The sequence below is a fragment of the Streptomyces sp. NPDC001922 genome (assembly GCF_042891165.1).
GTDB lineage: Bacteria > Actinomycetota > Actinomycetes > Streptomycetales > Streptomycetaceae > Streptomyces.
The window spans coordinates 14,308-37,696 of sequence record NZ_JBIASV010000022.1 but is presented as its reverse complement, the minus strand read 5'-3'; the positions used below and the strand labels follow the sequence as shown (position 1 = coordinate 37,696).

20 protein-coding genes and 1 riboswitch are annotated in these 23,389 nt (G+C 72.9%); of the genes, 15 read left to right on the top strand and 5 right to left on the bottom strand.

Translation table 11 applies throughout. The annotated features are described in order from the left end of the window. On the bottom strand, positions 1 to 735 hold the full coding sequence (locus ACFYYR_RS31065) for a DUF5995 family protein (protein ID WP_388861049.1): 735 nt from the start codon (positions 733 to 735) through the stop codon (positions 1 to 3). Positions 736 to 1,060: 325 nt separating this feature from the next. Here ACFYYR_RS31065 and ACFYYR_RS31060 point away from each other — a divergent pair, with 325 nt between their 5' ends. Beyond that, entirely contained in the window at positions 1,061 to 2,443 is a 1,383-nt protein-coding gene (locus tag ACFYYR_RS31060) for a uracil-xanthine permease family protein (protein ID WP_388861046.1), read from the top strand. Between the two features lie 592 nt (positions 2,444 to 3,035). Here ACFYYR_RS31060 and ACFYYR_RS31055 read toward each other — a convergent pair. Next, entirely contained in the window at positions 3,036 to 4,274 is a 1,239-nt protein-coding gene (locus ACFYYR_RS31055; RefSeq protein ID WP_388861043.1) for an MFS transporter, read from the bottom strand. A 106-nt stretch (positions 4,275 to 4,380) separates the two neighbouring features. Between ACFYYR_RS31055 and ACFYYR_RS31050 the strand changes: the two genes are divergently transcribed. From ACFYYR_RS31050 to ACFYYR_RS30995, 12 genes are all read left to right on the top strand, one after another. Further along, complete coding sequence (locus ACFYYR_RS31050) at positions 4,381 to 5,514, top strand: sulfite oxidase (protein ID WP_388861040.1); 1,134 nt, start codon at positions 4,381 to 4,383, stop codon at positions 5,512 to 5,514. Between the two features lie 70 nt (positions 5,515 to 5,584). Then, a riboswitch (FMN riboswitch) is annotated at positions 5,585 to 5,715 on the top strand. Positions 5,716 to 5,899: 184 nt separating this feature from the next. Then, positions 5,900 to 7,000 carry a bifunctional diaminohydroxyphosphoribosylaminopyrimidine deaminase/5-amino-6-(5-phosphoribosylamino)uracil reductase RibD gene (gene ribD, locus ACFYYR_RS31045; protein WP_388861127.1) on the top strand — a complete coding sequence of 367 codons (1,101 nt, stop codon included), beginning with the start codon at positions 5,900 to 5,902 and terminating at the stop codon, positions 6,998 to 7,000. Between the two features lies 1 nt (position 7,001). After that, a complete protein-coding gene (locus ACFYYR_RS31040) occupies positions 7,002 to 7,673 on the top strand; it encodes a riboflavin synthase (RefSeq protein ID WP_388861037.1) in 672 nt (223 codons plus the stop codon). Beyond that, positions 7,670 to 8,320: a nicotinamide riboside transporter PnuC gene (locus ACFYYR_RS31035; RefSeq protein ID WP_388861034.1), complete on the top strand. Its 651-nt coding sequence runs from the start codon at positions 7,670 to 7,672 to the stop codon at positions 8,318 to 8,320. The genes ACFYYR_RS31040 and ACFYYR_RS31035 overlap by 4 nt, the downstream gene beginning before the upstream one ends. Next, the gene (locus tag ACFYYR_RS31030) at positions 8,317 to 9,624 is read left to right on the top strand and encodes a bifunctional 3,4-dihydroxy-2-butanone-4-phosphate synthase/GTP cyclohydrolase II (protein ID WP_388861031.1); all 1,308 of its coding nucleotides are present in this window, start codon (positions 8,317 to 8,319) and stop codon (positions 9,622 to 9,624) included. Before ACFYYR_RS31035 ends, ACFYYR_RS31030 begins: the two co-directional genes overlap by 4 nt. A gap of 164 nt (positions 9,625 to 9,788) precedes the next feature. Continuing rightward, positions 9,789 to 10,274, top strand: coding sequence for a 6,7-dimethyl-8-ribityllumazine synthase (gene ribH, locus ACFYYR_RS31025; RefSeq protein WP_351514905.1), 486 nt, complete (start codon positions 9,789 to 9,791; stop codon positions 10,272 to 10,274). Between the two features lie 63 nt (positions 10,275 to 10,337). Beyond that, complete coding sequence (locus tag ACFYYR_RS31020; RefSeq protein ID WP_388861028.1) at positions 10,338 to 10,610, top strand: phosphoribosyl-ATP diphosphatase; 273 nt, start codon at positions 10,338 to 10,340, stop codon at positions 10,608 to 10,610. Between the two features lie 97 nt (positions 10,611 to 10,707). Then, entirely contained in the window at positions 10,708 to 11,556 is an 849-nt protein-coding gene (gene hisG / locus ACFYYR_RS31015; protein ID WP_388861025.1) for an ATP phosphoribosyltransferase, read from the top strand. 111 nt (positions 11,557 to 11,667) lie between these two features. Beyond that, complete coding sequence (locus ACFYYR_RS31010; RefSeq protein WP_388861022.1) at positions 11,668 to 12,132, top strand: PH domain-containing protein; 465 nt, start codon at positions 11,668 to 11,670, stop codon at positions 12,130 to 12,132. A gap of 233 nt (positions 12,133 to 12,365) precedes the next feature. Then, positions 12,366 to 13,685 carry a hemolysin family protein gene (locus ACFYYR_RS31005; RefSeq protein WP_388861019.1) on the top strand — a complete coding sequence of 440 codons (1,320 nt, stop codon included), beginning with the start codon at positions 12,366 to 12,368 and terminating at the stop codon, positions 13,683 to 13,685. Beyond that, positions 13,682 to 14,857, top strand: coding sequence for a hemolysin family protein (locus ACFYYR_RS31000; RefSeq protein ID WP_388861016.1), 1,176 nt, complete (start codon positions 13,682 to 13,684; stop codon positions 14,855 to 14,857). The genes ACFYYR_RS31005 and ACFYYR_RS31000 overlap by 4 nt, the downstream gene beginning before the upstream one ends. A gap of 337 nt (positions 14,858 to 15,194) precedes the next feature. Further along, entirely contained in the window at positions 15,195 to 16,415 is a 1,221-nt protein-coding gene (locus ACFYYR_RS30995; protein WP_388861013.1) for a GDSL-type esterase/lipase family protein, read from the top strand. Positions 16,416 to 16,484: 69 nt separating this feature from the next. Here the strand turns inward: ACFYYR_RS30995 and ACFYYR_RS30990 are convergent, their stop codons facing one another. Together ACFYYR_RS30990 and ACFYYR_RS30985 are read right to left on the bottom strand one after the other, a co-directional pair. Next, positions 16,485 to 18,392 carry an AAA family ATPase gene (locus ACFYYR_RS30990; protein ID WP_388861124.1) on the bottom strand — a complete coding sequence of 636 codons (1,908 nt, stop codon included), beginning with the start codon at positions 18,390 to 18,392 and terminating at the stop codon, positions 16,485 to 16,487. Between the two features lie 464 nt (positions 18,393 to 18,856). Continuing rightward, complete coding sequence (locus ACFYYR_RS30985) at positions 18,857 to 19,462, bottom strand: uridine kinase (protein ID WP_388861010.1); 606 nt, start codon at positions 19,460 to 19,462, stop codon at positions 18,857 to 18,859. A 204-nt stretch (positions 19,463 to 19,666) separates the two neighbouring features. Between ACFYYR_RS30985 and ACFYYR_RS30980 the strand changes: the two genes are divergently transcribed. Next, positions 19,667 to 21,091: a peptidase C39 family protein gene (locus ACFYYR_RS30980; protein WP_388861006.1), complete on the top strand. Its 1,425-nt coding sequence runs from the start codon at positions 19,667 to 19,669 to the stop codon at positions 21,089 to 21,091. Between the two features lie 1,151 nt (positions 21,092 to 22,242). On the opposite strand, the gene ACFYYR_RS30975 is transcribed toward ACFYYR_RS30980, so the two are convergent. After that, positions 22,243 to 22,755 (bottom strand): hypothetical protein, encoded by a 513-nt coding sequence (locus ACFYYR_RS30975; RefSeq protein ID WP_388861003.1) that lies wholly within the window; start codon positions 22,753 to 22,755, stop codon positions 22,243 to 22,245. 540 nt (positions 22,756 to 23,295) lie between these two features. Between ACFYYR_RS30975 and kdpF the strand changes: the two genes are divergently transcribed. Beyond that, positions 23,296 to 23,385 (top strand): K(+)-transporting ATPase subunit F, encoded by a 90-nt coding sequence (gene kdpF, locus ACFYYR_RS30970; RefSeq protein WP_037770757.1) that lies wholly within the window; start codon positions 23,296 to 23,298, stop codon positions 23,383 to 23,385. Positions 23,386 to 23,389 lie beyond the last annotated feature (4 nt).

The following is a 23,389-nucleotide window of genomic DNA, read 5'->3' as shown; positions in this document are numbered from 1 at the left end:
TCAGCGCAGCGGCGTCAGCAGGAAGCGCCCGACCAGGCCCACCCCTTCGTCGATCCGTTCGGTGAACTCCTCGGCCAGCTCGTCCAGATGACGCAGGCTCCACAGCACCCGGGCGGCCGCCCAGGCTCCGGAGCGGGCCCGCTCCAGACTCCACGACCCGGCCAGATGGGTCATCGGGTCGGCGATGTCCAGCAGGTCGGGGCCGGGCATCAGGTCCTCCCGGATCCGCTCCTCCAGGGCCTCCAGCACATCGCCGACCCGTTCGAAGTCCGCTTCCAGTGCCGCCGGTTCGCAGTCCAGCGTGTGGCAGGTGTCGACCACGGCCAGCGCCAGGTCGTGCCCCACATGGGCGTTGATCCCGGCGAGCGCGAACTGCAGCGGGTGCACCCCCGGATGACGGCGGTGCCGGAAGAGCGGCCGCCAGCACGCCGGGGGCCGGAGCCCGGCCGTCTCGGCGTCCACCGCCGCCAGATAGCGGCGGGCGAAGCGGGCCGCCAGCTCCGAGGCGAGGAACGGGGTCCGGAACCAGCCCGTGGACCCGCGCCGGGCGATCTCCTCGGTGACCGTCAGATAGACCCGGTTGAAGACGGCGACGCCGTCCCGCTCCGGCAGCGCCGCGTCCAGCACACGCATCCGCGCGGCGACCTCGTCCAGGGCCGGGGCGGCCCCCTCGGGCGGCGCCGGAGGGACCTCCCCGTCCAGCGCCGGGGCGGAAGGGAAGCGCGTCGTCGTCATGCGCACAGGGTGACAGGACGTACCGGCGGAAACGGCCCTTACGGAACAGTGTGACCGGAACGGCGTAACCGGGGGTATCGTGCGCGCCGGCCTGTGGGTGGGGCCCGCTGTCCGGCCCGGCTCCGGCGCACGTCGGCGCGGAGGTCCCGTGTCCGTCCGCCGGGGCCTCCAGCCCTGCTTCCGGTTCCCCGGGGTGACCCGGGCGGTGCGGTGGCCGGAGTCGCAGACGGGCCCGATGCGGGGGAACGCGCCCGGCTGAATTACCGTGGCTCCGTTTTCGGTCGGATCGACACAGCGCCCGCAGGGGCACGTCAGGAGTTCGCACATGCGCCTCGGAGTGGGTTGGAAGCTGCACGGTGACGGGAGGACTCCCGCCCCGGGCGCGGTGGTCCGTCCCGACGAGCGGCTGTCCTGGGGGCGCACCATAGGCCTCGGTGCCCAGCACGTGGTGGCCATGTTCGGCGCGACCTTCGTGGCACCCGTCCTGATGGGCCTCGACCCGAACCTCGCCGTCATGGTCTCCGGCGTCGCCACGATCTTCTTCCTGCTGGTCACCCGCGGGAGGATCCCCAGCTACCTCGGCAGCAGCCTGTCCTTCGTCGGGGTCGCCGCGATCATCGCGAAGGAGGGCGGCTCCGCCGCCACCCTCACCGGCGCGCTGCTCGTCGTCGGCGCCGTGCTGTTCGCCTGCGGCATGGCCGTACGGGCACTGGGGGCCCGGGTCATCCACGCGGTGCTGCCGCCCGCGGTGACCGGTGCGGTCGTGATGCTGATCGGCTTCAACCTGGCCCCGGTCGCCGCGGGCACCTACTGGCCCACGGACCAGTGGACGGCCCTGGCGACCCTGCTGTTCACCGGCTTCGCCCTGGTCGCGCTCCGCGGCTTCTGGAACCGGATCGCCATCTTCCTGGGGCTGGTCTTCGGCTACGTCCTCTCCTGGGTGCTGGACCGGATCTTCGGGCAGATCAACTCGCCCATCGGCGGCGGCAAGGCCACCGACCACTGGCGGCTCGACCTCGGCGGCGTCGCCCAGGCGGACTGGGTGGGGCTGCCCACCCTGCACGCGCCCAGCTTCGAGGTGTCGGCCGTGCTCGTCGCCCTGCCGGTCGTGATCGCCCTGATAGCCGAGAACGCGGGGCATGTGAAGGCGGTCGCCGAGATGACCGGCGACTCGCTGGACGACCGGATGGGCACGGCCATCGCCGCCGACGGTGCCGCGTCCGTGCTGTCGACCGCGGTCGGCGGCCCCGCGACCACCACCTACGCCGAGAACATCGGCGTGATGGCCGCCTCCCGCGTCTACTCCACGGCCGCCTACTGGGCCGCCGCCCTCTTCGCGATCCTCTTCGGGCTGTGCCCGAAGTTCGGCGCGGTCATCGCGGCCGTGCCCGGGGGCGTGCTCGGCGGCATCACCGTCATCCTCTACGGCATGATCGGCCTGCTCGGCGCCAAGATCTGGATCGAGAGCGGGGTCGACTTCGGCAACCCGCTCAACCTGGTGCCCGTCGCGGCCGGAGTGATCGTGGGCATCGGCAACGTCACCCTGGAGTTCACCGACTCGTTCTCGCTCAGCGGCATCGCGCTCGGCACCATCATCGTCCTCACCGGCTACCACGCCCTGCGGTACTTCGCCCCGGCTCACATGAAGCAGGAGAAGGCCCTGTTCGACGCGGCGGTGCCGGGCGACGAGGAGCCGGAGCGGGTGTAGGACCCTTCAGCCCGCTGCCCCGCTGCCCCGCTGCCCCGCTGCCCCGCTGCCCCGTCGATCCACGCCGATCCGGCGGGGGCGGACGGGCCGGGCAGTGGGGGTGCCCGGTCGAGTGGGCGGGGCGACCTGCCCGTCGCGCCGTGGCCGCGATGGCCGCGGGAGCCCGTACGGATCTACCGTGGAGACATGTCCAGGGACGTCAGGCGGCCGGGCGCAACCCGACCGGGGACGGCCTGTAGCGCGTGCGGGCAGCCCGTCGACACGGTGATCCGCGGACGCCGGAAGGTTCTGGGCGCCTTCGTGCCGGTGTGGGGCCCGGGGCCCTGCCACAACCCCGACTGCGCCCGGAGCGAGCCCCCGCGGTCGGCCGGCCCGGGCCACGGTCCGGACACGGCGGAGGACACCGGGGCAGGGTCGGAGGACACCGGCGCAGGGCCGGACGAGGGGCCACCCGGCCTGCGGACGCCGCCGTCCACACCGGGAACGCCCGCCCCCGGAACGCAGCCGCCCTCGCCCTGATCCGGTGCCGGGTGCCCCGTCTCCGGTAGCCGGGGGACCGGTTCGGCGCCCGGCGGCCCGGACCCCGCCCGCATCACCGCCGTTCGGCAGGTGCCTCCCGGACCGTCGGCGCCGCGCCGCGCCCCTCCGTCCGCAGCACCCCGGCCCCCAGCACCAGCCCGGAGGCCAGCACGGTGACCAGCCCGAACGACACCGTCAGGGAGGTCGCGTCGGCGATCGACCCGATCGCCGACGGGGCGAGCAGGCCCGAGGTGTAGGTGATCGTCGCGACGCCCGCGATGGACTGGCTCGGGGCGGGCCCGCGGCGGCCCGCCGCGGCGAAGGCCAGTGGCACGACGACGGCGATGCCCATCCCGATCAGCGCGAAGCCCCCGAGCGCCATCACCGGGTGGGCGGCCAGGACGACCAGCAGCCCGCCCGCCGTCGCGAGCACCCCGCCGGCCCGTACCGTCCGCACCGGGCCGAACCGCCCCACCACGGCGTCCCCCACCAGCCGGGCCGCCGCCATGGTGCAGGCGAACGCGGTGGTCGAGGCCGCCGCGAGCCCGGCCGAGGTGCCGAGTACGTCCCGCAGATACACCGCCGACCAGTCCAGGCTCGCGCCCTCCGCGAACACCGCGCAGAACCCCACGGCGCCGATGGCCAGCGCCGAGACCGGGGGCAGCGCGAAGCGCGGCGGCGGATGCTCGTCCGGGGCGCTGCGCAGATCGAGCACCCCCTGACAGGCCACGGCCCCGAGTGCGGTGAGCACCACCGCGGCGACGGCCAGATGGGTCCGGGCGTCCACGTCGGTGTGCGCCGCGGCGGTCCCCGCGGCCGAACCGGCCAGGGCGCCGACGCTCCACATGCCGTGCAGCCCCGACATGATGGGCCGGCCGAGCCGCTCCTCGGTCTCCACCCCGAGGGCGTTCATCGCCACATCGGCCATCCCCGCCGTGGCCCCGTAGACGAACAGCGCGCAGCACAGCGCGGGCATCGAGGTGCTCAGCGCGGGCAGGGCCAGGGAGCCGGTCCACAGCGCGAGCAGCCCGCGCAGCGCCGCCCGCGCGCCGAAGCGATGGCTGATCCGCCCCGCCAGCGGCATCGACACCGACGCACCGATCGCGGGCAGGGCCAGCGCGATCCCCAGCTGCCCCGCACCGATGCCGGTGTGCTCCTGGATCCACGGCACCCGGGTGGCGAAGCTCCCGGTCACGGCCCCGTGGACGGCGAAGACCGCGGCGATCGCGAACCGCGCCCGGCGCAGCCGCCACCGCGGCAGGCCGCCGTCGGGGGCTCCGTCCCCCCGGTGCGATGCGCCGAAGCTCTCCATTCGGCTCATCCTCCCCACCGGGCCGGTGCCCAACCACGCCTCCGGTGAGAACGGGGTGGGCACGCCGCCGGGCGGGAACCCCGCCCGGCGGCCGATAATCGAAGACATGGAGGCGCGGCTCGACGACGTCAGCGGCCCCGCCCGGCTGGCCGCTCCCGACGAGGGCATCACACCGGAGGAACTGGCCCTCGCCGCCCGCAATCACGCCATGCCGCTGGAAGCCCTCCGCTACGACGTCACCCCGCCCGGCCTGCACTACGTCCTGGTCCACTACGACATTCCGCATGTGCCGCCGGACCCCTGGACGCTGTCCGTGGAGGGCCATGTCGGGCACGCGCTCGGCTTCGACCCGGCCGATCTGCACGACTACCCGGCCGTCACCCAACGGGTCACCCTGGAGTGCGCCGGCAACGGCCGCGCCCGGCTGGAACCGCGCCCCGTGAGCCAGCCCTGGCTGCTCGGGGCCGTCGGAACCGCCGACTGGACCGGCGTACCGCTGCGGCTGCTGCTCGACGAGGCCGGGGTCCGGCCCGGCGCCGTCGACGTGGTCTTCACCGGCGCCGATCACGGCGTGGAGCGCGGCGTCGAGCAGAACTACCGGCGCAGCCTGCCGCTGGAGGTGGCCACCGGCGACGACCCCGAGGTGCTCGTGGCGTACGCGATGAACGGCGAGCCCCTGCCGCCGCAGCACGGCCACCCGCTGCGCCTGGTCGTCCCCGGCTGGTACGGCATGGCCCACGTGAAGTGGCTGCGCGACATCTTCGTCGCGGACACGCCCTTCACCGGCTACCAGCAGACCGAGGCGTACCGGATCCGTCAGGAGGCCGACGAGCCCGGTGAACCCGTGACCCGGATCGCTCCCCGAGCCCTCCTCGTACCGCCCGGGTTCCCCGACTTCATGTCCCGGGTCCGGGTCGTCCGGCCCGGTGCGGTGCCGCTCGAAGGGCGGGCCTGGTCCGGCCGCGCCCCGGTCACCGCCGTCGAGGTGAGCACCGACGACGGCCGGACCTGGGTCCCCGCCCGGCTGGCGCCCGGCCCCACCCACCGCTGGGCCTGGTGCGGCTGGCACCACACCTGGACGGCGACGCCCGGCCGCCATGTGCTGGCCGTCCGCGCCACCGACGCCGAGGGGCACGGCCAGCCGCTCGAACAGCCCTGGAACCGTGGCGGCTTCGCCAACAACCTGGTGCAACGCGTCCCCGTGGTCTGCCCGGAGGCCACGGAGCGTCCGCCGGAGTGACCGAGTGCACAGGAATCCGGTCTCCTCCCCGGCCCGGGACCATGGCAGACTGGCTCTGTACCAGTGACGTCAGCGCACTCCGGGGTCGGTGAAAGTCCGAACCGGCGGTTACAGTCCGCGACCCGTCCGCATCCAGCGGCCGGTTGACCAGGTGAAATTCCTGGACCGACGGTTAAAGTCCGGATGGGAGGCAGTGCGCGGCGGGCGAAACACCGGTGCGCCGCCGCTCGGCGGAGCCGTTCTCCTGTGGGGGCGGATCCGTGCATCCCGGCCTCGGCGTTCCCGATGTTGCGTTCCGCTGTTGTCATCTCGACAGCCCCGGAGTCCGTGCCCGAAGAGGCAGGAGGACCCGGTGGCCACCGCAGCCCCCGATGAAGTCGCGGCGATGCGCCGTGCCATCGCACTCGCTGCCCGCGGACTCGGCTCCACCAGCCCCAACCCCGTCGTCGGGTGCGTCGTGCTGGACGCCGCCGGACGGACCGTGGGCGAGGGCTGGCACCGGCGGGCCGGCGGCCCGCACGCGGAGGTCGAAGCGCTGCGCGAGGCCGGGGAGCGGGCCCGTGGCGGCACCGCGCTGGTCACTCTGGAGCCCTGCAACCACACCGGCCGCACCGGACCCTGTGCCCGGGCCCTCCTCGACGCCGGGATCGCCCGGGTCGTGTACGCCGTCGCCGACCCCAACCCGGCCGCCACCGGCGGCGCCGCGACACTGGCCGCCGCCGGGGTCGACACCGGGGCCGGGCTGCTCGCCGAGGAGGCCGAGGCGGGCAACCTCGCCTGGCTGACCTCCGTGCGCCGCGGCCGGCCGTTCGTCCGCTGGAAGTACGCCGCCACGCTCGACGGCCGGGTCGCCGCCGCCGACGGCACCAGCCGCTGGATCTCCTCGCCGGAGTCCCGCGCCGACGTCCACCGGCTGCGCGCCCACGCCGACGCCGTGATCGTCGGATCCGGCACCGCGCGCGCCGACGATCCGCAGCTCGGCGCCCGCCTCCGGGACGCCGCGCTGCTGGACTCCGAGGTCACCCAGCCGCTGCGGGTCGTCGTCGACACAGGCGCCACCGCCGTCAAGCCCGGCGCCCGGGTGCTCGACGGCACGGCGCCCACGCTGATCGCCGTGGCCGACGACGCCGACGCCGGGCACCTCGACGGACTCGCCCCCGTGCTCCGGCTGCCACGGGCCGCCGGCCGGGGCCTGAGCATCCCCGCCCTGCTCGCCGCCCTCCACGAGCGCGACGTGCGCTCGGTCCTGCTGGAGGGCGGGCCGACCCTCGCCGGGGCCTTCACCGCCGCGCACGCCGTCGACCAGGTCGTCGGCTACCTCGCTCCGGCCCTGCTCGGCGCCGGGCCCGCGGTCCTCGCCGACGCCGGAATCGGCACCATCGCCCAGGCGTTGCGGCTCGACATCACCGAGACCGCCCGGCTCGGCCCCGACCTGCGCATCACCGCCGTTCCCACCGCCACCGCCATCGCTCCCGAGGAGAACTGACGTGTTCACCGGAATCGTCGAAGAACTGGGTGAGGTCACCGCCGTCGAGCTGCTCGGCGACGCACCGGACGGCGCCGAGGGCGCCGCCGCCCACTCCGCTCGCTTCCGACTGCGCGGCCCCGTCGTCACCGAGGGCGCCAAGCACGGCGACTCGATCGCCGTCAACGGCGTCTGCCTCACCGTCGTCGACACCGCCGACGGCGAGTTCACCGCCGATGTGATGGCGGAGACCCTGAACCGGTCCAGCCTCGGCGCCCTCACCACCGGCTCCCGGGTCAACCTCGAACGGCCCATGGCGCTCGGCGGACGGCTCGGCGGCCACCTCGTCCAGGGACATGTGGACGGCACGGGCACCGTCCTGGAGCGGACGCCCGCCGAGAACTGGGAGATCGTCAAGATCTCGCTCCCGGACGGCCTCGCGCGGTACGTCGTGGAGAAGGGCTCCATCACCGTCGACGGCATCAGCCTCACCGTCGTCGACGCGGGCGGCGACTTCTTCACCGTCAGCCTGATCCCCACCACACTCGCCCTCACCACCCTCGGCATCAAGCAGCCGGGCGACCCGGTCAACCTCGAGGTGGACGTCCTCGCCAAGTACGTCGAGCGGCTGCTCGGCGCGGGCGCCGGCACCGCCGGAGCGGCTGCGGCGATCACTGCGGAGGCCGCGCGGTGAGCGCCGTCGACTGGCTCAACGGCCAGGCCTTCGTGGCCTTCGACCAGAAGGTCATCTGGTCCGACATGATCGGCAACACCATCGGCCTGGCCGCCCTCGCCCTGGGCTGGCGCCGCTCCATCTGGACCTGGCCCGCCCAGCTGCTCTCCGGCGTGATCCTCGTCGCGGCCTATGCGTCCGCGCAGCTCAGCGGCGGCGTCGGTAAGCAGCTGCTGGTCATCGGTGTCGCCGTCTGGGGCTGGACGCAGTGGCGGCGCGGCCGGCGCGACCACGGCGGGGAGGTCGCCGTACGGTTCGCCACCGGGCGCGAGCGGCTGGTCCTCCTCGGCGGGACCGTGGCGGGCACCCTCGCCGTCGGAGGCCTCTTCACCGCCCTCCCCGAACTGTCCTGGAACCCCTGGCCCGACGCGTACATCTTCGTCGGCACCCTCGCGGCGATGGTCGCCCAGGCCCGCGGCCTGGTCGAGTTCTGGTTCGCCTGGGTCCTGGTCGACCTGGTGGGCGTCCCCCTCGCCTTCAGCAGCGGACTGGCCTTCTCCGGCCTGGTCTACGTCGTCTATCTCGTGCTCGTCCTGTGGGGCATGCGCGACTGGTGGCTGCGCTCGCGCGCGAGCCGTGCCACCGCCCTGGAAGGAGCAGCGGCATGACCGCACTGCAGAGCTGGTACGACAGCGAGGACCTGGCCCTCGACCCCGTCGAGCGGGCGATCGCCGACATCGCCGCCGGACGCCCGGTCGTCGTGGTGGACGACGAGGACCGCGAGAACGAGGGCGACCTCGTCGTCGCCGCGGAGAAGGCGACCCCCGAGATCGTCGCCTTCATGATGAGCGAGTGCCGCGGACTGATCTGCGCCCCCATGGAGGGGCCGGACCTGGACCGCCTCGACCTGCCCCAGATGGTGGAGACGAACACCGAGTCGATGGGCACCGCGTTCACCGTCTCCGTCGACGCCACCGCCGCCCACGGCATCTCCACCGGCATCTCCGCCGCCGACCGGGCCACCACGCTGCGGCTGCTCGCCGACGGCGCGGCCACCGCGGACGACTTCGTCCGCCCCGGCCACATCTTCCCGCTCCGCGCCCGGCCCGGCGGGGTGCTCGTCCGCAGCGGGCACACCGAGGCCGGCGTCGACCTCGCCCGGCTCGCCGGCCTGCGCCCGGCCGCCGCGATCGTCGAGATAGCGGCCGAGGACGGCACCATGATGCGGCTGCCGGAACTGGTCCCCTTCGCCCGCAAGCACGGTCTGGCGATCATCTCCATCGAGGACCTGATCACCTACCGCCGCTCGGCCGAGCCCACCGTCCGCCGCGAGGCGGAGACCCGGCTGCCCACCGCCTTCGGCACGTTCCGGGCGCTGGGCTACCGCTCCACGGTCGACGGGGTCGAGCACATCGCCCTCGTCCAGGGCGACCTCGGCGACGGGGAGGACGTCCTGGTCCGGGTGCACTCCGAGTGCCTCACCGGGGACGTCTTCCACTCGCTGCGCTGCGACTGCGGCCCGCAGCTGCACGCCTCGCTGGGCCGGATCACCGACGAGGGCCGGGGCGTGGTCATCTACCTCCGGGGTCACGAGGGCCGCGGCATCGGACTGCTGTCCAAGCTCCGCGCCTACGAACTCCAGGAGCGCGGCCGCGACACCCTGGACGCCAACCTCGAACTCGGGCTGCCGGCCGACGCCCGGGACTACGCCGCCGGCGCGCAGATCCTCGCCGACCTGGGCGTGCGCAGCGTCCGGCTGATGACCAACAACCCCGAGAAGAGCTCGGCCCTCGTCCGGCACGGCCTCCGGGTCACCGGCCGTGAGCCGATGCCCGTCCAGGCGGGCGAGCACAACCTCCGGTACCTGCGCACCAAGCGGGACCGGATGGGACACGAACTGCCGTGGCTGGACGAGGGCGCCTCCCTCGCCCCGCTGGGCGGACACCCGTCCTCCACCTGCGGCAACCAGTGACACACCGCGGTACCCCCGCACCACAACGCAGTACCCGCACGAGAACGCAGCATCCGCACGAGAACGCAGTACCCGCACGAGAACGCAGCACCCGCACGAGAAGACTCCGGTACAGCACCGGACCGACTCCGGTACAGCACCGGACATCAGCACCGAGGAGAGACGTGAGCGGTAAGGGCGCCCCCGAACTGTCCGTGAAGAACTGCGGCGACCTGCGTGTGGCCGTGATCGCGGCGCAGTGGCACGAGAAGGTGATGGACGGCCTCGTCGACGGCGCGCTGCGCGCCCTGCACGAGCTGGGCATCGACGAGCCGACCCTGCTGCGCGTGCCCGGCAGCTTCGAGCTGCCGGTGGTCGCCAAGGTCCTCGCGGACCGCGGCTACGACGCGATCGTCGCGCTCGGGGTGGTCATCCGCGGCGGCACCCCGCACTTCGACTACGTGTGCCAGGGCGTCACCCAGGGCCTCACCCAGGTCTCCGTCGACACCGGTGTCCCCATCGGCTTCGGCGTCCTGACCTGCGACGACGAGGCCCAGGCCCTGGACCGCGCCGGCCTGCAGGGATCGAACGAGGACAAGGGGCACGAGGCGGTCACCGCGGCCGTCGCCACCGCCACCACCCTGCGCACCGTCGCCGAGCCCTGGCGCTGAGGCACCGCACAGGCGGCGGGCGCTGCCCGGCGTCCGGACCCGACCCGGTAAATTGAAGGCACCATGGCGAACAAGACATTCGAGGAGCTCTTCGCCGAGCTCCAGCACAAGGCCGCCACCGGCGACCCCAGCACCTCCCGTACCGCCGAGCTCGTGGCCGCGGGCGTGCACACCATCGGCAAGAAGGTGGTCGAGGAGGCCGCCGAGGTGTGGATGGCCGCCGAGCACGAGGGCGAGGACCGCACCGCGGAGGAGATCTCCCAACTCCTCTACCACCTTCAGGTGATGATGGTCGCCCGGGGCATCTCCCTCGACGACGTATACGCTCATCTCTGAGCAGCGACGGGGGGAGGGGCGTCCGGCCCTTCCCCTCGTGCCGCTTCCCACCGCGACACCACCAGGCACCACCCCCGAACGTGAAGGAAACCGCTCCATGCTGCGCATCGCCGTCCCCAACAAGGGTTCACTGTCCGAGCCTGCGTCGGCGATGCTCCATGAGGCCGGCTACAAGCAGCGCAAGGACCGCCGGGAGCTGGTCCTGGTGGACGCCGACAACGGCGTGGAGTTCTTCTTCCTCCGCCCCCGGGACATCGCCGTCTACGTCGGTTCCGGCCGGCTCGACATCGGCATCACCGGCCGCGACCTGCTGCTGGACTCCGGCGCGGACGCCGAGGAGATCCTCCAGCTCGGCTTCGCCGGCTCCACCTTCCGCTACGCGACCCGGCCGGGCACGGCCAAGGACGTCGCCGACTTCGGCGGCATGACCGTCGCCACCTCGTTCTCCGGGCTGGTCACCCAGCACCTCGCCGAGAACGGCGTCGACGCCTCCGTCGTCCGCCTCGACGGCGCGGTCGAGACCGCCATCCAGCTCGGCGTCGCCGAGATCATCGCGGATGTCGTGGAGACCGGCACCACGCTGCGCAACGCCGGACTGGAGATCATCGGCGAGCCGATCCTGCACTCCGAGGCCGTCGTCATCCGGCGCACCGGCGCCCCGCTCGACGACCCGAAGATCCAGCAGTTCCTCCGCCGCATGCAGGGCGTCCTCGTCGCCCGCCGCTACGTGATGATGGACTACGACATCCGCGTCGAGCACGTGGAGCGGGCCGTGGCCCTCACCCCCGGGCTCGAATCGCCCACCGTCTCCCCGCTGCACCACGAGGGCTGGGTGGCCGTCCGTTCCATGGTCCCGTCCAAGGACGCCCAGCGGATCATGGACGAGCTCTACGAGCTCGGTGCCCGGGCGATTCTCACCACCGGCATCCACGCCTGCCGCCTCTGAGACGTCCTCCTGCCTCCGAGGCGTCCACACGCCTCGGAGGTGTCCGCCCGCTTCCGAGGCGTCCGCGCCACCCGCACCGCCGTCTCCGCCGCACGAGAAAGACCGCCCCCTGTGTCCGCGCCCGCGCCCCTGCCCGAGCTCCCTGTGCTGCCCGTCACGTTCCGGCCCACCCGCACCCGGGTGGTCCTGCTCACCGTGGGCGCGGCACTCTTCGCGGTGCTCGTCGTCGTCGCCCTGCTCCTTCCCGCGCTGACGGCGGGGGAGCGGTCCGTCTTCATGATCACCGGGCTGTTCTTCTTCCTGGTGCTCCTGCTGCTCAGCCGCCCCAAGGTGGTCGCCGCGCCCGACGGGGTGACCGTCGTGAATCTCACCACCACCCGCCGCCTGGAGTGGGCGGAGGTGCTGCGGGTCAACCTCCGCCCCGGCGACCCCTGGGTCCACCTGGACCTGGCGGACGGCACCAGCCTGCCCGCGATGGGCATCCAGCCCGGCATTGCGAAGGCCCAGGCCATCAGCGACGCCCGTACGCTGCGGGCACTGACCGAGGCGTACGGCACCGGGCAGGACGCGGCCTGAACCCGGCGGGCCGGTCCGTCAGTGGACCGGCCCGCGCCCGGGTGCCTTCGCAGGCGAATTCCCAATGATTACTCTGTCTTCTGGCGGCGCGATGGGCGCGCCCCGCCCCGCACCGACCGTGCCGCGCGAATATGCGGGCCGCGGGGCCACCTGCTAACCGAGGAGTGACACCCCCCGGCGATGGACGGATCGTCCTGTAGTACCTGCGCCGCCCCTCCGATGGAGGCGGCGGCATGACCCTCCCTCTTCTGCTGCTCGCTGCGGCATTTGTCCTGATTTTGGCCAACGGTTTCTTCGTCGCCGCCGAATTCGGACTCGTCACCGTGGAACGGCCCGAGGCCGAGCGCGCCGCCGCCGAAGGCGACCGCCGCGCCGGCACGGTGGTGAAGGCCCTGCGCGAGCTCTCCTTCCAGCTCTCCGGCACCCAGCTCGGCATCACCATCACCTCGCTGGTCGTCGGCATGCTGGCCGAACCGGCCCTCGCGGACCTCCTCGCCGGGCCGTTCGCCGCCACCGGCCTCCCTGACGGCGCCGTCCCCGGTGTCGCCGTGGTCGTCGGCATGCTGACCGCGTCCGCGGTCCAGATGGTCGTCGGCGAACTGGTGCCCAAGAACTGGGCGGTCTCCCGGCCGCTCCAGGTGGCCCGGTTCGTGGCCGGCCCGCAGCACGCCTTCTCCCGCTTCTTCCGGCCGGTCATCGCGCTGCTCAACACCGTCGCCAACCGGCTGGTCCGGCTGCTGGGCGTCGAGCCGACCGAGGAGCTGGCGTCCGCCCGCACCCCCGACGAACTCGTCTCCCTCGCCCGGCACTCCGCGCAGGCCGGAGCCCTGGAGCAGGACACCGCCGATCTGTTCGTGCGCACCCTCTCCCTCGGTGAGCTCACCGCGCAGCACGTGATGACCCCGCGGGTGCGGGTCAGCGCCCTGCAGTCCTCGGCCACCGCCGAGGACGTCCTCAACCTCACCCGGGCCACCGGCCTCTCCCGCTTCCCCGTCTACCGGGAACGCCTCGACGAGGTCGTCGGCATGGTCCACCTCAAGAACGCCCTCGCCGTCCCCGCCCACGAGCGGCTGCGCACCCCCGTCGGGCGCATCGCGGTCGCCCCGCTGCTCGTCCCGGAGACCCTGCCGGTGCAGCCGCTGCTGGAGCAGCTCCGCAGTGAGCAGCCGATAGCCGTGGTCGTCGACGAGTACGGCGGCACCGCCGGTGTCGTCACGCTGGAGGACATCGTCGAGGAGCTCGTCGGCGAGGTCCGCGACGAGCACGACGGGGACGACCTCCCCGAACTCGCCGCCGTCCCGTCCGAGGACGCCACCTGGGACGCCGACGGCAGCTGCCGGGTCGACACCCTCCGCCGGATCGGCCTGGAGGCGCCCGAGGGACCGTACGAGACGGTGGCCGGCCTGGTCGCCGATCTGCTGGGCCGGATTCCCGCCCCGGGCGACACCGCCGAGCTGCCCGGCTGGCGGCTGCGGGTGCGGATGGTCGAGCACCACCGCGCCGAGCGGGTCCGTATCGTCCGGCAGGACAGCGGGAAGGCGGACCGGCGATGAGTCTGCTGCAACTTCTCTTCGCGCTGCTGCTCGTGCTGGGGAACGGCTTCTTCGTGGGCGCCGAGTTCGCCCTGGTCTCCGTCCGGCGGAGCCAGATCGACCCGCTCGCCGCGGAAGGCTCCGCCCGCGCCCGCACCGTCATCCAGGGGCTGGAGAGCCTGCCCCAGATGATGGCGGCCGCCCAGTTCGGCATCACCGTCTGCTCGCTGACGCTCGGCGCGGTCGCCGAGCCGACCGTGGCGCACCTGCTGGAGCCGGTGTTCCACGCCGTGCACCTCCCCGAGGGGGTGATCCACCCGCTCGGCTACGCCATCGCGCTCGCCGTCGTGGTCTTCCTCCACCTCGTCATCGGCGAGATGGTGCCGAAGAACCTCGCCATGGCGGCCCCCGAGAAGACCGCGCTGTGGCTGGCTCCGGCCCTGGTGGCCTTCGCCCGGCTCTGCCGTCCGGTCACCGCGTTCTTCGGCGCCTGCGCCCGGGCCGTCCTCCGGGCCTTCGGGGTCGAGCCCAAGGACGAGGTGGAGGCGGTGTTCACCAGCGAACAGCTCGGCCACCTGCTGGAGGACTCCCGCCAGGCGGGGCTGCTCGGCCCGGGGGAGCAGGAGCGGCTCTCCGACGCCCTGGAGCTGGGCAGCCGCCCGGTCACCGAGGTGCTGCTCGACCGAGCGGCGCTCGTCACCGTGGACCCGTCGGCGACGCCGCGGAGCGTCGAGGAACTGACCGTGCGCACCGGCTACTCGCGCTTCCCGGTGGTCGCTCCCGGCGGCGCCTTCATGGGCTACGTGCATGTGAAGGACGTGCTGGAGCTGGAGGAGAACGACCGTGCCGTGCCGCAGCGCGTCTGGCGGCCGATGACCACGCTCCGGGCCGAACTCCCGCTGGACGACGCCCTGACCGTGATGCGCCGGGCGGCCACCCACCTCGCGCAGGTGGCCGACGCCACCGGCCGGGTGCTGGGGCTCGTCGCCCTGGAGGACGTGCTGGAAATGCTCGTCGGCGAGGTCCGGGACCCCGCACACCGCGGCACCCGGCCGGCACCGGCCCGCCCGCAGGGCGCGAGCGCGCCGGAGACGGCGGACGGGCAGCGCGCCGTACCGCGGCCGGAGCAGGTGTCGGGCGGGAAGCTGCCCGGTGACCAGCGGCCCAGCGAGCAGGGGGCGATGGCGCGCTGACCGCGCCGTCCGGTGCCCGGCGTCCGGCCGGGCACCGGACGCCCCTCCGTCCTGATGCGCTGCGTGGTGTGCCGGGGCCGGAGAGCGGAGCGGCGTCGCGAAGTCCCGTACGAGGCACGTTTCCTGCCGGTCGGCCGCCACCGCGTCCGCCGCATGCCTCCCGGCAGCGCGGTGCACCGGGCCGGAGACCGGAGCGAGTCGCGGCCACCGGCGGTGCCGCTCGACGCCGGCGCCGCCCACCGGCGAACGGCTGCCCGTCGGCGAACGGCCGCCAGGCCGTGGCGCGGTGGGCCGAAAAGCGGATGCGGATCGAGAATCCGGTTGGCAGCCTGGGACCATGAACGAACCGCATGCCTCCGCCGACCGCCCCACGCCCTCCGGTACCGCGGACTGGATCACCACGCCCGTCACCGCGGACCTCCTGCGGGGTGCGCTCGACCTGGAGCGGACCGAGCACGGGGTGCTGCCGCACCGGCTGCCCGCCCGGGCCCGCGCCCAGTGCGGTGACAGGCAGCTGGCCCTCGCGGAGTCCCAGCCCTCCGGCGTCCGGCTGGTCTTCCGCACCCGGGCCACCGCGGTCGAGCTGGACACCCTCCGCACCAAACTGGCGTACCAGGGCGCCCCGGACCGCCCGGACGGTGTGTACGACCTGCTCGTCGACGGCAGCCCGGCCGGGCAGGCCGGCACCACCGGCGGCAACGTCCTGCTGCTGGACATGGCCACCGGAGCGGCCGAGAAGCGGCCCGGTCCGGTCGGCACCGTCCGCTTCCCCGCGCTGCCCGACGGGATCAAGAACGTCGAGATCTGGCTGCCCCACAACGAGATCACCGAACTGGTCGCGCTGCGCACCGACGCCCCCGTCGAAGCCGTGCCGGACCACGGCCGCAGCGTCTGGCTGCACCACGGCAGTTCGATCAGCCACGGCTCCAACGCCGCGAGCCCCGCCACGACCTGGCCCGCGCTGGCCGCCTCGCTCGGCGGGGTGGAACTGATCAACCTCGGCCTGGGCGGAAACGGCTTCCTCGACCCGTTCACCGCCCGCGCCCTGCGGGACACCCCCGCGGACCTGATCAGCATCAAGATCGGCATCAACCTGGTCAACCACGATCTGATGCGGATGCGTGCCTTCACTGCCGCGGTGCACGGCTTCCTCGACACCATCCGCGACGGGCATCCCACCACTCCGCTGCTGGTCGTCTCGCCCGTCCTGTGCCCGATCCACGAGGACACCCCCGGGCCCAGCGTCATGGATCTCGGTGAACTCGGCGAGGGCAGGCTCCGGTTCACGGCGGCGGGTGACCCCGCGGAACGCGCCGCGGGGAAGCTGACGCTCACCGCCATCCGGGACGAGCTCGCCCGCATCGTGAAGCAGCGGGCCGCCGACGACCCCAACCTGCACCACCTCGACGGCCGGGACCTCTACGGGGACGCCGACTTCGCCGAACTGCCGCTGCCGGACGGGCTCCACCCGGACGCCGCCACCCACCGCCGGATCGGCGAGCACTTCGCCGCGCTGGCCTTCGGCGCCGGTGGTGCGTTCGCCGGTACCCGGGCCTGAGCTGCCCGCCACCGGAACCGCGCCCGGCGCCCTCGACCGCTGGGCGCGGAGGCCGGGTCGAGGGGCACGTCAGCCGCGCGGCGGTGCCTCCGGCGGCCCGAACCCCGTCGGACCGCGGCCCGACAGCACCTCCCCGTACGCCTGCATCAGGTCCGGCAGCCGGAGCGTGGCGAGGTCCTCGCGGGTCGGCGTGCCGCTGTAGCCGGACAGCCGCAGGTCCCGGTAGGCGCAGCTCTTCTCGTACAGCGTGCGCAGGAAGCGGCCGTTGCCCAGCTCGTCGATCCAGCCCTGGTCGACCACGTGCCCGCTGATGCTGCGCAGTTCCTCGACGGCTTCCTCGTCCCAGCAGTCGCCGTTCTCGGCGGCCAGGACCTCGCCGATCCGGGTCAGCTCCAGCGGCCGGTAGCTGGGGAAGTCGACCCGGGTGGTGAACCGGGAGCCCAGCCCCGGGTTGGTGGTCAGCAGGCGGTCCATGCCCTCCGGGTAGCCCGCGAGTATGACCACCAGGCGGTCGCGGTTGTCCTCGGCACGCTTGAGGAGAACCTGTAAGGCCTCGTCGCCGTAGGCGTCGCCCTTGCTGTAGCCGGTGTTGGAGAGGCTGTACGCCTCGTCGACGAAGAGCACCCCGCCCAGCGCCGAGTCGATCAGCTCATTGGCCTTCACGGCCGTCTGCCCGAGGAACTCGCCGACCAGATCGGCCCGTTGGGCCTCAACCAGATGGTCGCCGCCGAGCAGCCCCAACGCGTAGAAGACCCGGCCGAGGATGCGCGCGACCGTCGTCTTCCCCGTCCCGGACGGGCCGGAGAACACGAAGTGCCGCTTCGGCGGCTGCACGGGCAGGCCCTGACCGGCCCGCAGCCGGGCCATGTGGAGCTGCGCCGACAGCGCCCGGACCTGGCGCTTCACCGGCTCCAGCCCCACCATCCGCTCCAGTTGCCCCAGCGCCTGCTGGAGCAGGACGGGGTCGGGCGGGCCGGTGGGGAGCCGCCCCGGCTTCGGCTGGACCGGCAGGATCACCTTCTCGCGGACACCGTCGGCGTCCACCGGCGCCATCCCGGGGATCAGGTCGTCGGCGTCCGGCGCCGTGGACAGATCGCGGCCGTCGGCGGGGCTGTCCGGGATCAGCAGATCCGGGTCGGTCGTCGCGTCCAGCACATCCTGGCCGATACCGGCGAGCGAGACCGCGGCGAGGTCCCCGGCCTCGTCCAGCCCGTCGCCCTCGGAGATCGCGGCCAGCCGGGCGGCGGTGTCCATGAACGCCGGGTCGACCCGGTGCACGGCCCGGTAGAGCGGCAGGGCCGCGGCGCTGCGGCCGGTCCCCTCGTGCGCCCGGGCCAGCCAGTACCGCAGCTCCTTGCGCTGCGGCTGTTCGCTGCGGCACCGCATCAGGGCCGCCGACAGCAACGGCTCGGCCTGCCCGTACATCTCCAGCCGCACCCGCGCCATGCCGCCGAACAGCCCCGCCTCGATGCCCAGCACCGGGTCGTCCAGCAGCGGCTGGGTGTGCCGTACGAGCTGTTCCCAGTCCTTGACCAGGTAGGCGCGGCAGGCGTGCAGGAAGCGCACCTGGCGGTCGGTGTCCACCGGCGGGCAGCCGGCCAGCGCCCCGTCCAGCTCCGGGACGTGCCGGCCGTCCAGCCAGTGGGATGCGTGCGCCAGCAGCAGATCGCGTGGACTCTCCAGCACCGGCTGTACCCACCAGCCCAGCCAGTACCAGGAGTTGAGCGTCCGCCGGTGGCGGGAGCGCTGCTCCCCGAACCGGTCCCGGTGGAGGTGCATCCGCAGCAGCGCGTTGGTCGTGTCGACCCGCAGGGCGTGCAGGCCCAGCCAGGCGTCGGCCATCCCCGGGTCGATCCGCACCGCCGCCCGGAACTCCTCCTCGGCCTGTGCGTACGCCCCCATCGTGTAGGCGTCGACGGCGCGCAGCCAGGCGAGGTCGGCCGGGGCGTCCGAGCCCTGCTGCATGCCGAAGTCCATCAGGCCCCCCACAACCATGCCCCCGTGGTGTGCCGCCGGGCGTCTGCCGGGCGACTGACGTGCCGAACCGCCGCACTGTGGACGGGAGTTGTCGCATCTCCCGTCCGCATCGTACCTGCGGTATCGCCGTCGGCCGAAGGGTGGCGCGCGTACCGGAGCGGACGCGGAGGGGTGCCGGCGGGTGGGGGAGTGCGCGCCGGATGGTGACCCTGGGTGAGGAGAGGTGCCGGTGGAGTGCCCGAAATGACGTGCCTGTCCGGCCGGGGCAGAACGAAGCCCCCGGTCACGGGGGAACAACCGGGGGCTTCGCGTCTGTGGGGGCTCCCGAAGAAGCCGCACGTTGAAAACGTAAGACCTGTACGGCCCCCGGGTCAAGCCGAGTTGAGGCAGTTGCCCGGAGATCTCCCGTGTCCGCCCGGGCGAGCCACGGCCAGGTGACTACGGAGGGTGAGGGAGTGAACCGTTCATGCGGTCACAGCAGGCCCCGTCCGCACCACATACCCCTCCGCCCCCTGACGCACCAGAAGATCGGCGTACGGCCGCGACGGATCGGCGGAGAAATGCTGCCGCTCCGCCCGGACCCAGCCGTCCCAGAAGGCCGACAGCTCCGGGCCGTCCCGCAGCCTGCCGCGTTCCCAGGAGGTGTGCTCGGGCACCTCCATCCACAGCAGGCACGCCAGGTACGGCCGCAGCGCCCGGCGCCCGGACCCCACTCCTTCGAGGAGCACCACCGGCGCCGGCGCGACGTCCTCCTCACGGGTGAACCGTCGCAGCACCCAGTCGTAGACGCCGTACCGCGCGGTGGCCCCGCCGGACAGTGGCGCCAGGATCTGCTCCCGCACCCGGTCCGTCCAGGCGAACAGCTCCTCATGGGTCGCCAGATCGTCCAGCCGCACCACCGGTGCGCCCCCGAGCGCCGCCGCGAGCCGGCCGGCGAAGGTGCTCTTGCCGGAACCGGCGTGGCCGTCGACCGCGATCAGCCGCACCGGCCCGCAGGACGGGGGCAGCGCACGCAGCCGGGCCGCGGGGGCGTCGAGCCGGCCGGGAGTTCCTGGCGGGGGATGGTCCACATGGCTCACCCTACGGGCCCGTCCGGCCCGCCCCGCCGGGCCCCCGCCCGCGGCCGGACCTCCCCGCGGGCGCGGCGGATCTCCACCCGTACGGGGGCGGCGACGCGCCCCCATCCTCTGGCCGAAGCCTGCCGGGAGCGGCGATAGTTGAAGAGCTGTCGTGCACCTGTAGCCCACCGGATGACGACTGGGGGTCCTCCCGCCATGACCAGACCCACTTCACGCCGCACCCTGCTGACCGCCGCACTGGCGGCCGCCGCCGCCGGGGCCGCCCACCCGGCGCTCGCCGCTCCCGCCGCCCCGCGCGGCACCGCGACCGACACCACCGCGGCCACCGGCGCCGGCTCCCGCCCGGACGCCGCCGGCCCGGCCACCGCTGCGGGGAAGGGGGTGGCCCGGGTGGACTACCACGGCTGGACCACGTACACCGACTGGCGGTCCGGCACCGCCAAGGGCACCCGCGCCGTGGCCGGGTCCCGGCACGGCCTCGTCATCGGCACCCCGGCGGGGCGGACGGAGTACACGGATCCGCACACCGGCAAGAAGACCACCTGGGAGTACGCGACCTGGACCGGCCCGGTCCGCAGGCTCGCCACCCCCGCGAGCGAACTCGTCGCCTCCTGGAACGCCCACGCTCCGGCCGGCACCTGGATCCTGGTCGAACTGCGCGGCACCTACACCGACGGCACCAACACCCCCTGGTACGTCATCGGCCGCTGGGCAAAGGGTGACGGGGACATCCGGCGCACCTCGCTGGACGACCAGACCGACGGCCGGAGCACGGTCTGGACCGACACCCTGTCGATCGACGACACCGCGAGCACCCTGCGCATCGCCTCGTACCGGCTGCGGCTCACCCTCTACCGCAAGCCCGGCACCGGCAGCACACCGAAGGTCTGGCGGCTCGGCGCGATGGCGTCCGACATCCCCGACCGCTTCACCGTGCCCGCCTCCACGCCGGGGGACGGCGCGGGGAAGGAGCTGAGGCTCCCGCGCTACTCCCAGAACATCCACGTCGGGCAGTACCCGGAGTACGACAACGGCGGCGAGGCCTGGTGCAGCCCGACCTCCTCGCAGATGGTCATCGAGTACTGGGGCCGCAAGCCGACCGAGGACGACCTCGCCTGGGTCAAGCCGGAGTACGCGGACCCGCAGGTCTGCCACGCCGCCCGGTACACCTTCGACTACCAGTACGCGGGCTGCGGCAACTGGCCGTTCAACGCCGCCTACGCCGCCACCTACCGCGACATGCAGGGCGTCGTCACCCGGCTCGGCTCCCTCGGCGACGTGGAGAAGCTGATCGGCGCGGGCATCCCCGTCATCACCTCCCAGTCCTTCCTCAAGGAGGAACTGGACGGTGCGGGCTACGGCACGGCGGGCCACCTGATGTGCCTGGCCGGCTTCACGGCAACGGGCGACGTGATCGCCCACGACCCGGCCGGCAGCAGCAACGACGACGTGCGGCGGGTGTACAAGCGGCGGCAGTTCGAGAACATCTGGCTGAGGACCAAGCGGTACAACGCGAACGGCCAGGTCAGGAGCGGTTCCGGCGGTGTCTGCTACCTCTACTGGCCGGCTAAGGCATCACCAACTCAGCACCAGGTACTCGCCGAGTTGGGAATCCGCTGAGCATGTGCTGCCCGAGGGTGGTCTCGATGACCTGACGGCAGCGTTCACTCCCGTCGAGGGGCAGGTGGCCGTAACGGTCCACCGTGATCTTGATCGAGCTGTGGCCCATCCACCGCGACACTTCGTGTATGGACACACTGCGACGGGTCGTCCCGTCGGACGGTGATGTTGTAGCTCGAAATTCCGGCCTACAGCCTGCGCCTCGACAGCGTGACATTGCCAACTCATCGTAGTTGCGATTCATGGTGCAATAAGCGCGGCGATGGGCCCGGACGGTGAGTCCGGGGGATGTCCCATGGCCAAAACGGTCGCCCGTCGTGGCCTGCTCGTCGGCGTGGACCTCGCTGTGGCCGGCGGGGGTGGGACGGCACGTTGCTCAGCTTCGGCGGAGGCTTTCGCCGGTCGTCGTTCTCGACCCACGTTCGTAGGCTGGGAGGCAACGTGCTCGTATCCCCGCGTCACGCACCAGGGTGCGCACCGACCGGCCACCGGTAGGACGAGTCCGAAGGGCGGCGCCGGTACGGCCATGGGGACTCGTCGTCCGAGGCGGGACTCATCGGACGTTGGTGTTTGCCCGTGTGCAGAGGGGCCCGCCCAGTACGTGCCGCTCAGCCGGCCCGGCACGGTCGGGAATCCACCCTCTACAGGGTCATCGCGAACCGATGGGTGCCGTGTTGATCCCCGGAAGTCAACCTCGGCGTGACGACGAGAGTTCGCGCGTCGAGGGAGTGCCCGCGGTGCAAGGAGAGGGTGCCGTCGGTGAATCGGCCCGTGGGGTCGGTTCCGAAAGCGCCTCCTCCATCGAGGTATTCGGTTCCCAGGTCGTCCAGGGCCTCCAGTGACAGGAAAACCGGCGGGCCGGCTTCGGGCACTGGTCCCTCGGGCTCGTGAAGTCACCTGTCAGGTAGTGGCGGTGTGACGTGGTAGGCGAGTTCGATCGATTCCTCCGTCGCTTTGAGGCGTCGGACGACCAGCTCATGCCGACCGTTCAGGACGGTGAAGGCCGTCCCGCTTCCTCTCTTGCTCACGAGTGCTCCTGCGAGGTGTGCATGTCTTCGGCTCCGTCCGATTCTCTGTCGGGCGCGGGCTCAGGGGGACGTAGTACGTGTCGCCCGCTCGTGGTTGTGTGGGGACCTCCTCGGCCAGGGGTTTCATGACCGTGTGCGGGGCGCCGCCGGCGAGTGCCGATCGACCCGGGAGGTGGGGGCGGCCGGCTTCGCCATGTGGAGCGCCGAGGCCGTCGGCAGGCTGTGCCATCGCCATCGCCATCGTGCCTCCGGCGACAGGCTGCGCGTCCTCAAGGTGAGGTGGACCGGTCCGGCACGCAGTCGGCGAATGGCGGAGGCTACGCCCGAGACGACCAGTCCTGCGCAGGCCAGCGTGGCCAGAGAGACCAGATCTGCGCGATGCAAGGTGAGCTCGCCGGCCGTGTTGACAATGAATCCATCGAGGAAGAGCCAGGAGATCACCCCGATCCCTGTCGCGGTGGGAGGCCTGGCCGCCATCGCGACGAGCACGGTGAGGGCGAGAAGGAGGCCCAGCGGCCACGCCGAACGGGGGTCCGCGCCCGTCAGGGCGAGTAGGACGGCCGGCAATGCGGCGGCCACCCCTGCCATCGGCAGCGCCAGGTCCAGGAGCAGTGGGTCACGTCGTGTGGAGCTCATGGGATCGCCTCCTGGCGCGACCACGAGTGGTGCAGCCACGATCAGTGTCCGCCGCTGGCGACATGCTGCTGGGTATCCCCGTGGATATTGACGCGCTGATGATGGCGGGAGCCCGGTCCCTGACGAGCCCTTGATGCCTGATGGCGGCTCGGAAGGCGTTGATCCCGAGCGCGAGTGGTGAGGTGCCCGCCCACTGGGCCGGTGACCGACCCGGGTGGCCGAGGGGCGCTGTCCGTGGCGGTTTCGGTCATGGCACTCGGTTGAAGGAACCTCGCCTGCCCGGAGTGTCTGCTGCGACGCGACGTGCCGGACGCCGTCAAGGAGGCGTCAAGGCCATGGCTGCGACCGTTAGGGAGCTGTCAAGGACGTCATTACTCGCCGGTAGGAGGGGTTTCCTTCCTTGTGGCGTCCGCAATTCCGCGGACCCGGTCTCTGTCCGGAAAAGTCCTAGGAGTGCACGGTGGCCGACGTGGCCTTCGTTGTCACCACGATCGCGGTCTTCGCGCTGGTGGCGCTCATCGCCAAGGGGGTGGCGAAGCTGTGACCGTCGAGAACGTTGTCGGCCTGGTCGTGGCGGTTGCCCTGCTGGGCTATCTCGTCCTCGCCCTCATTTTCCCGGAGAGGTTCTGAGCAC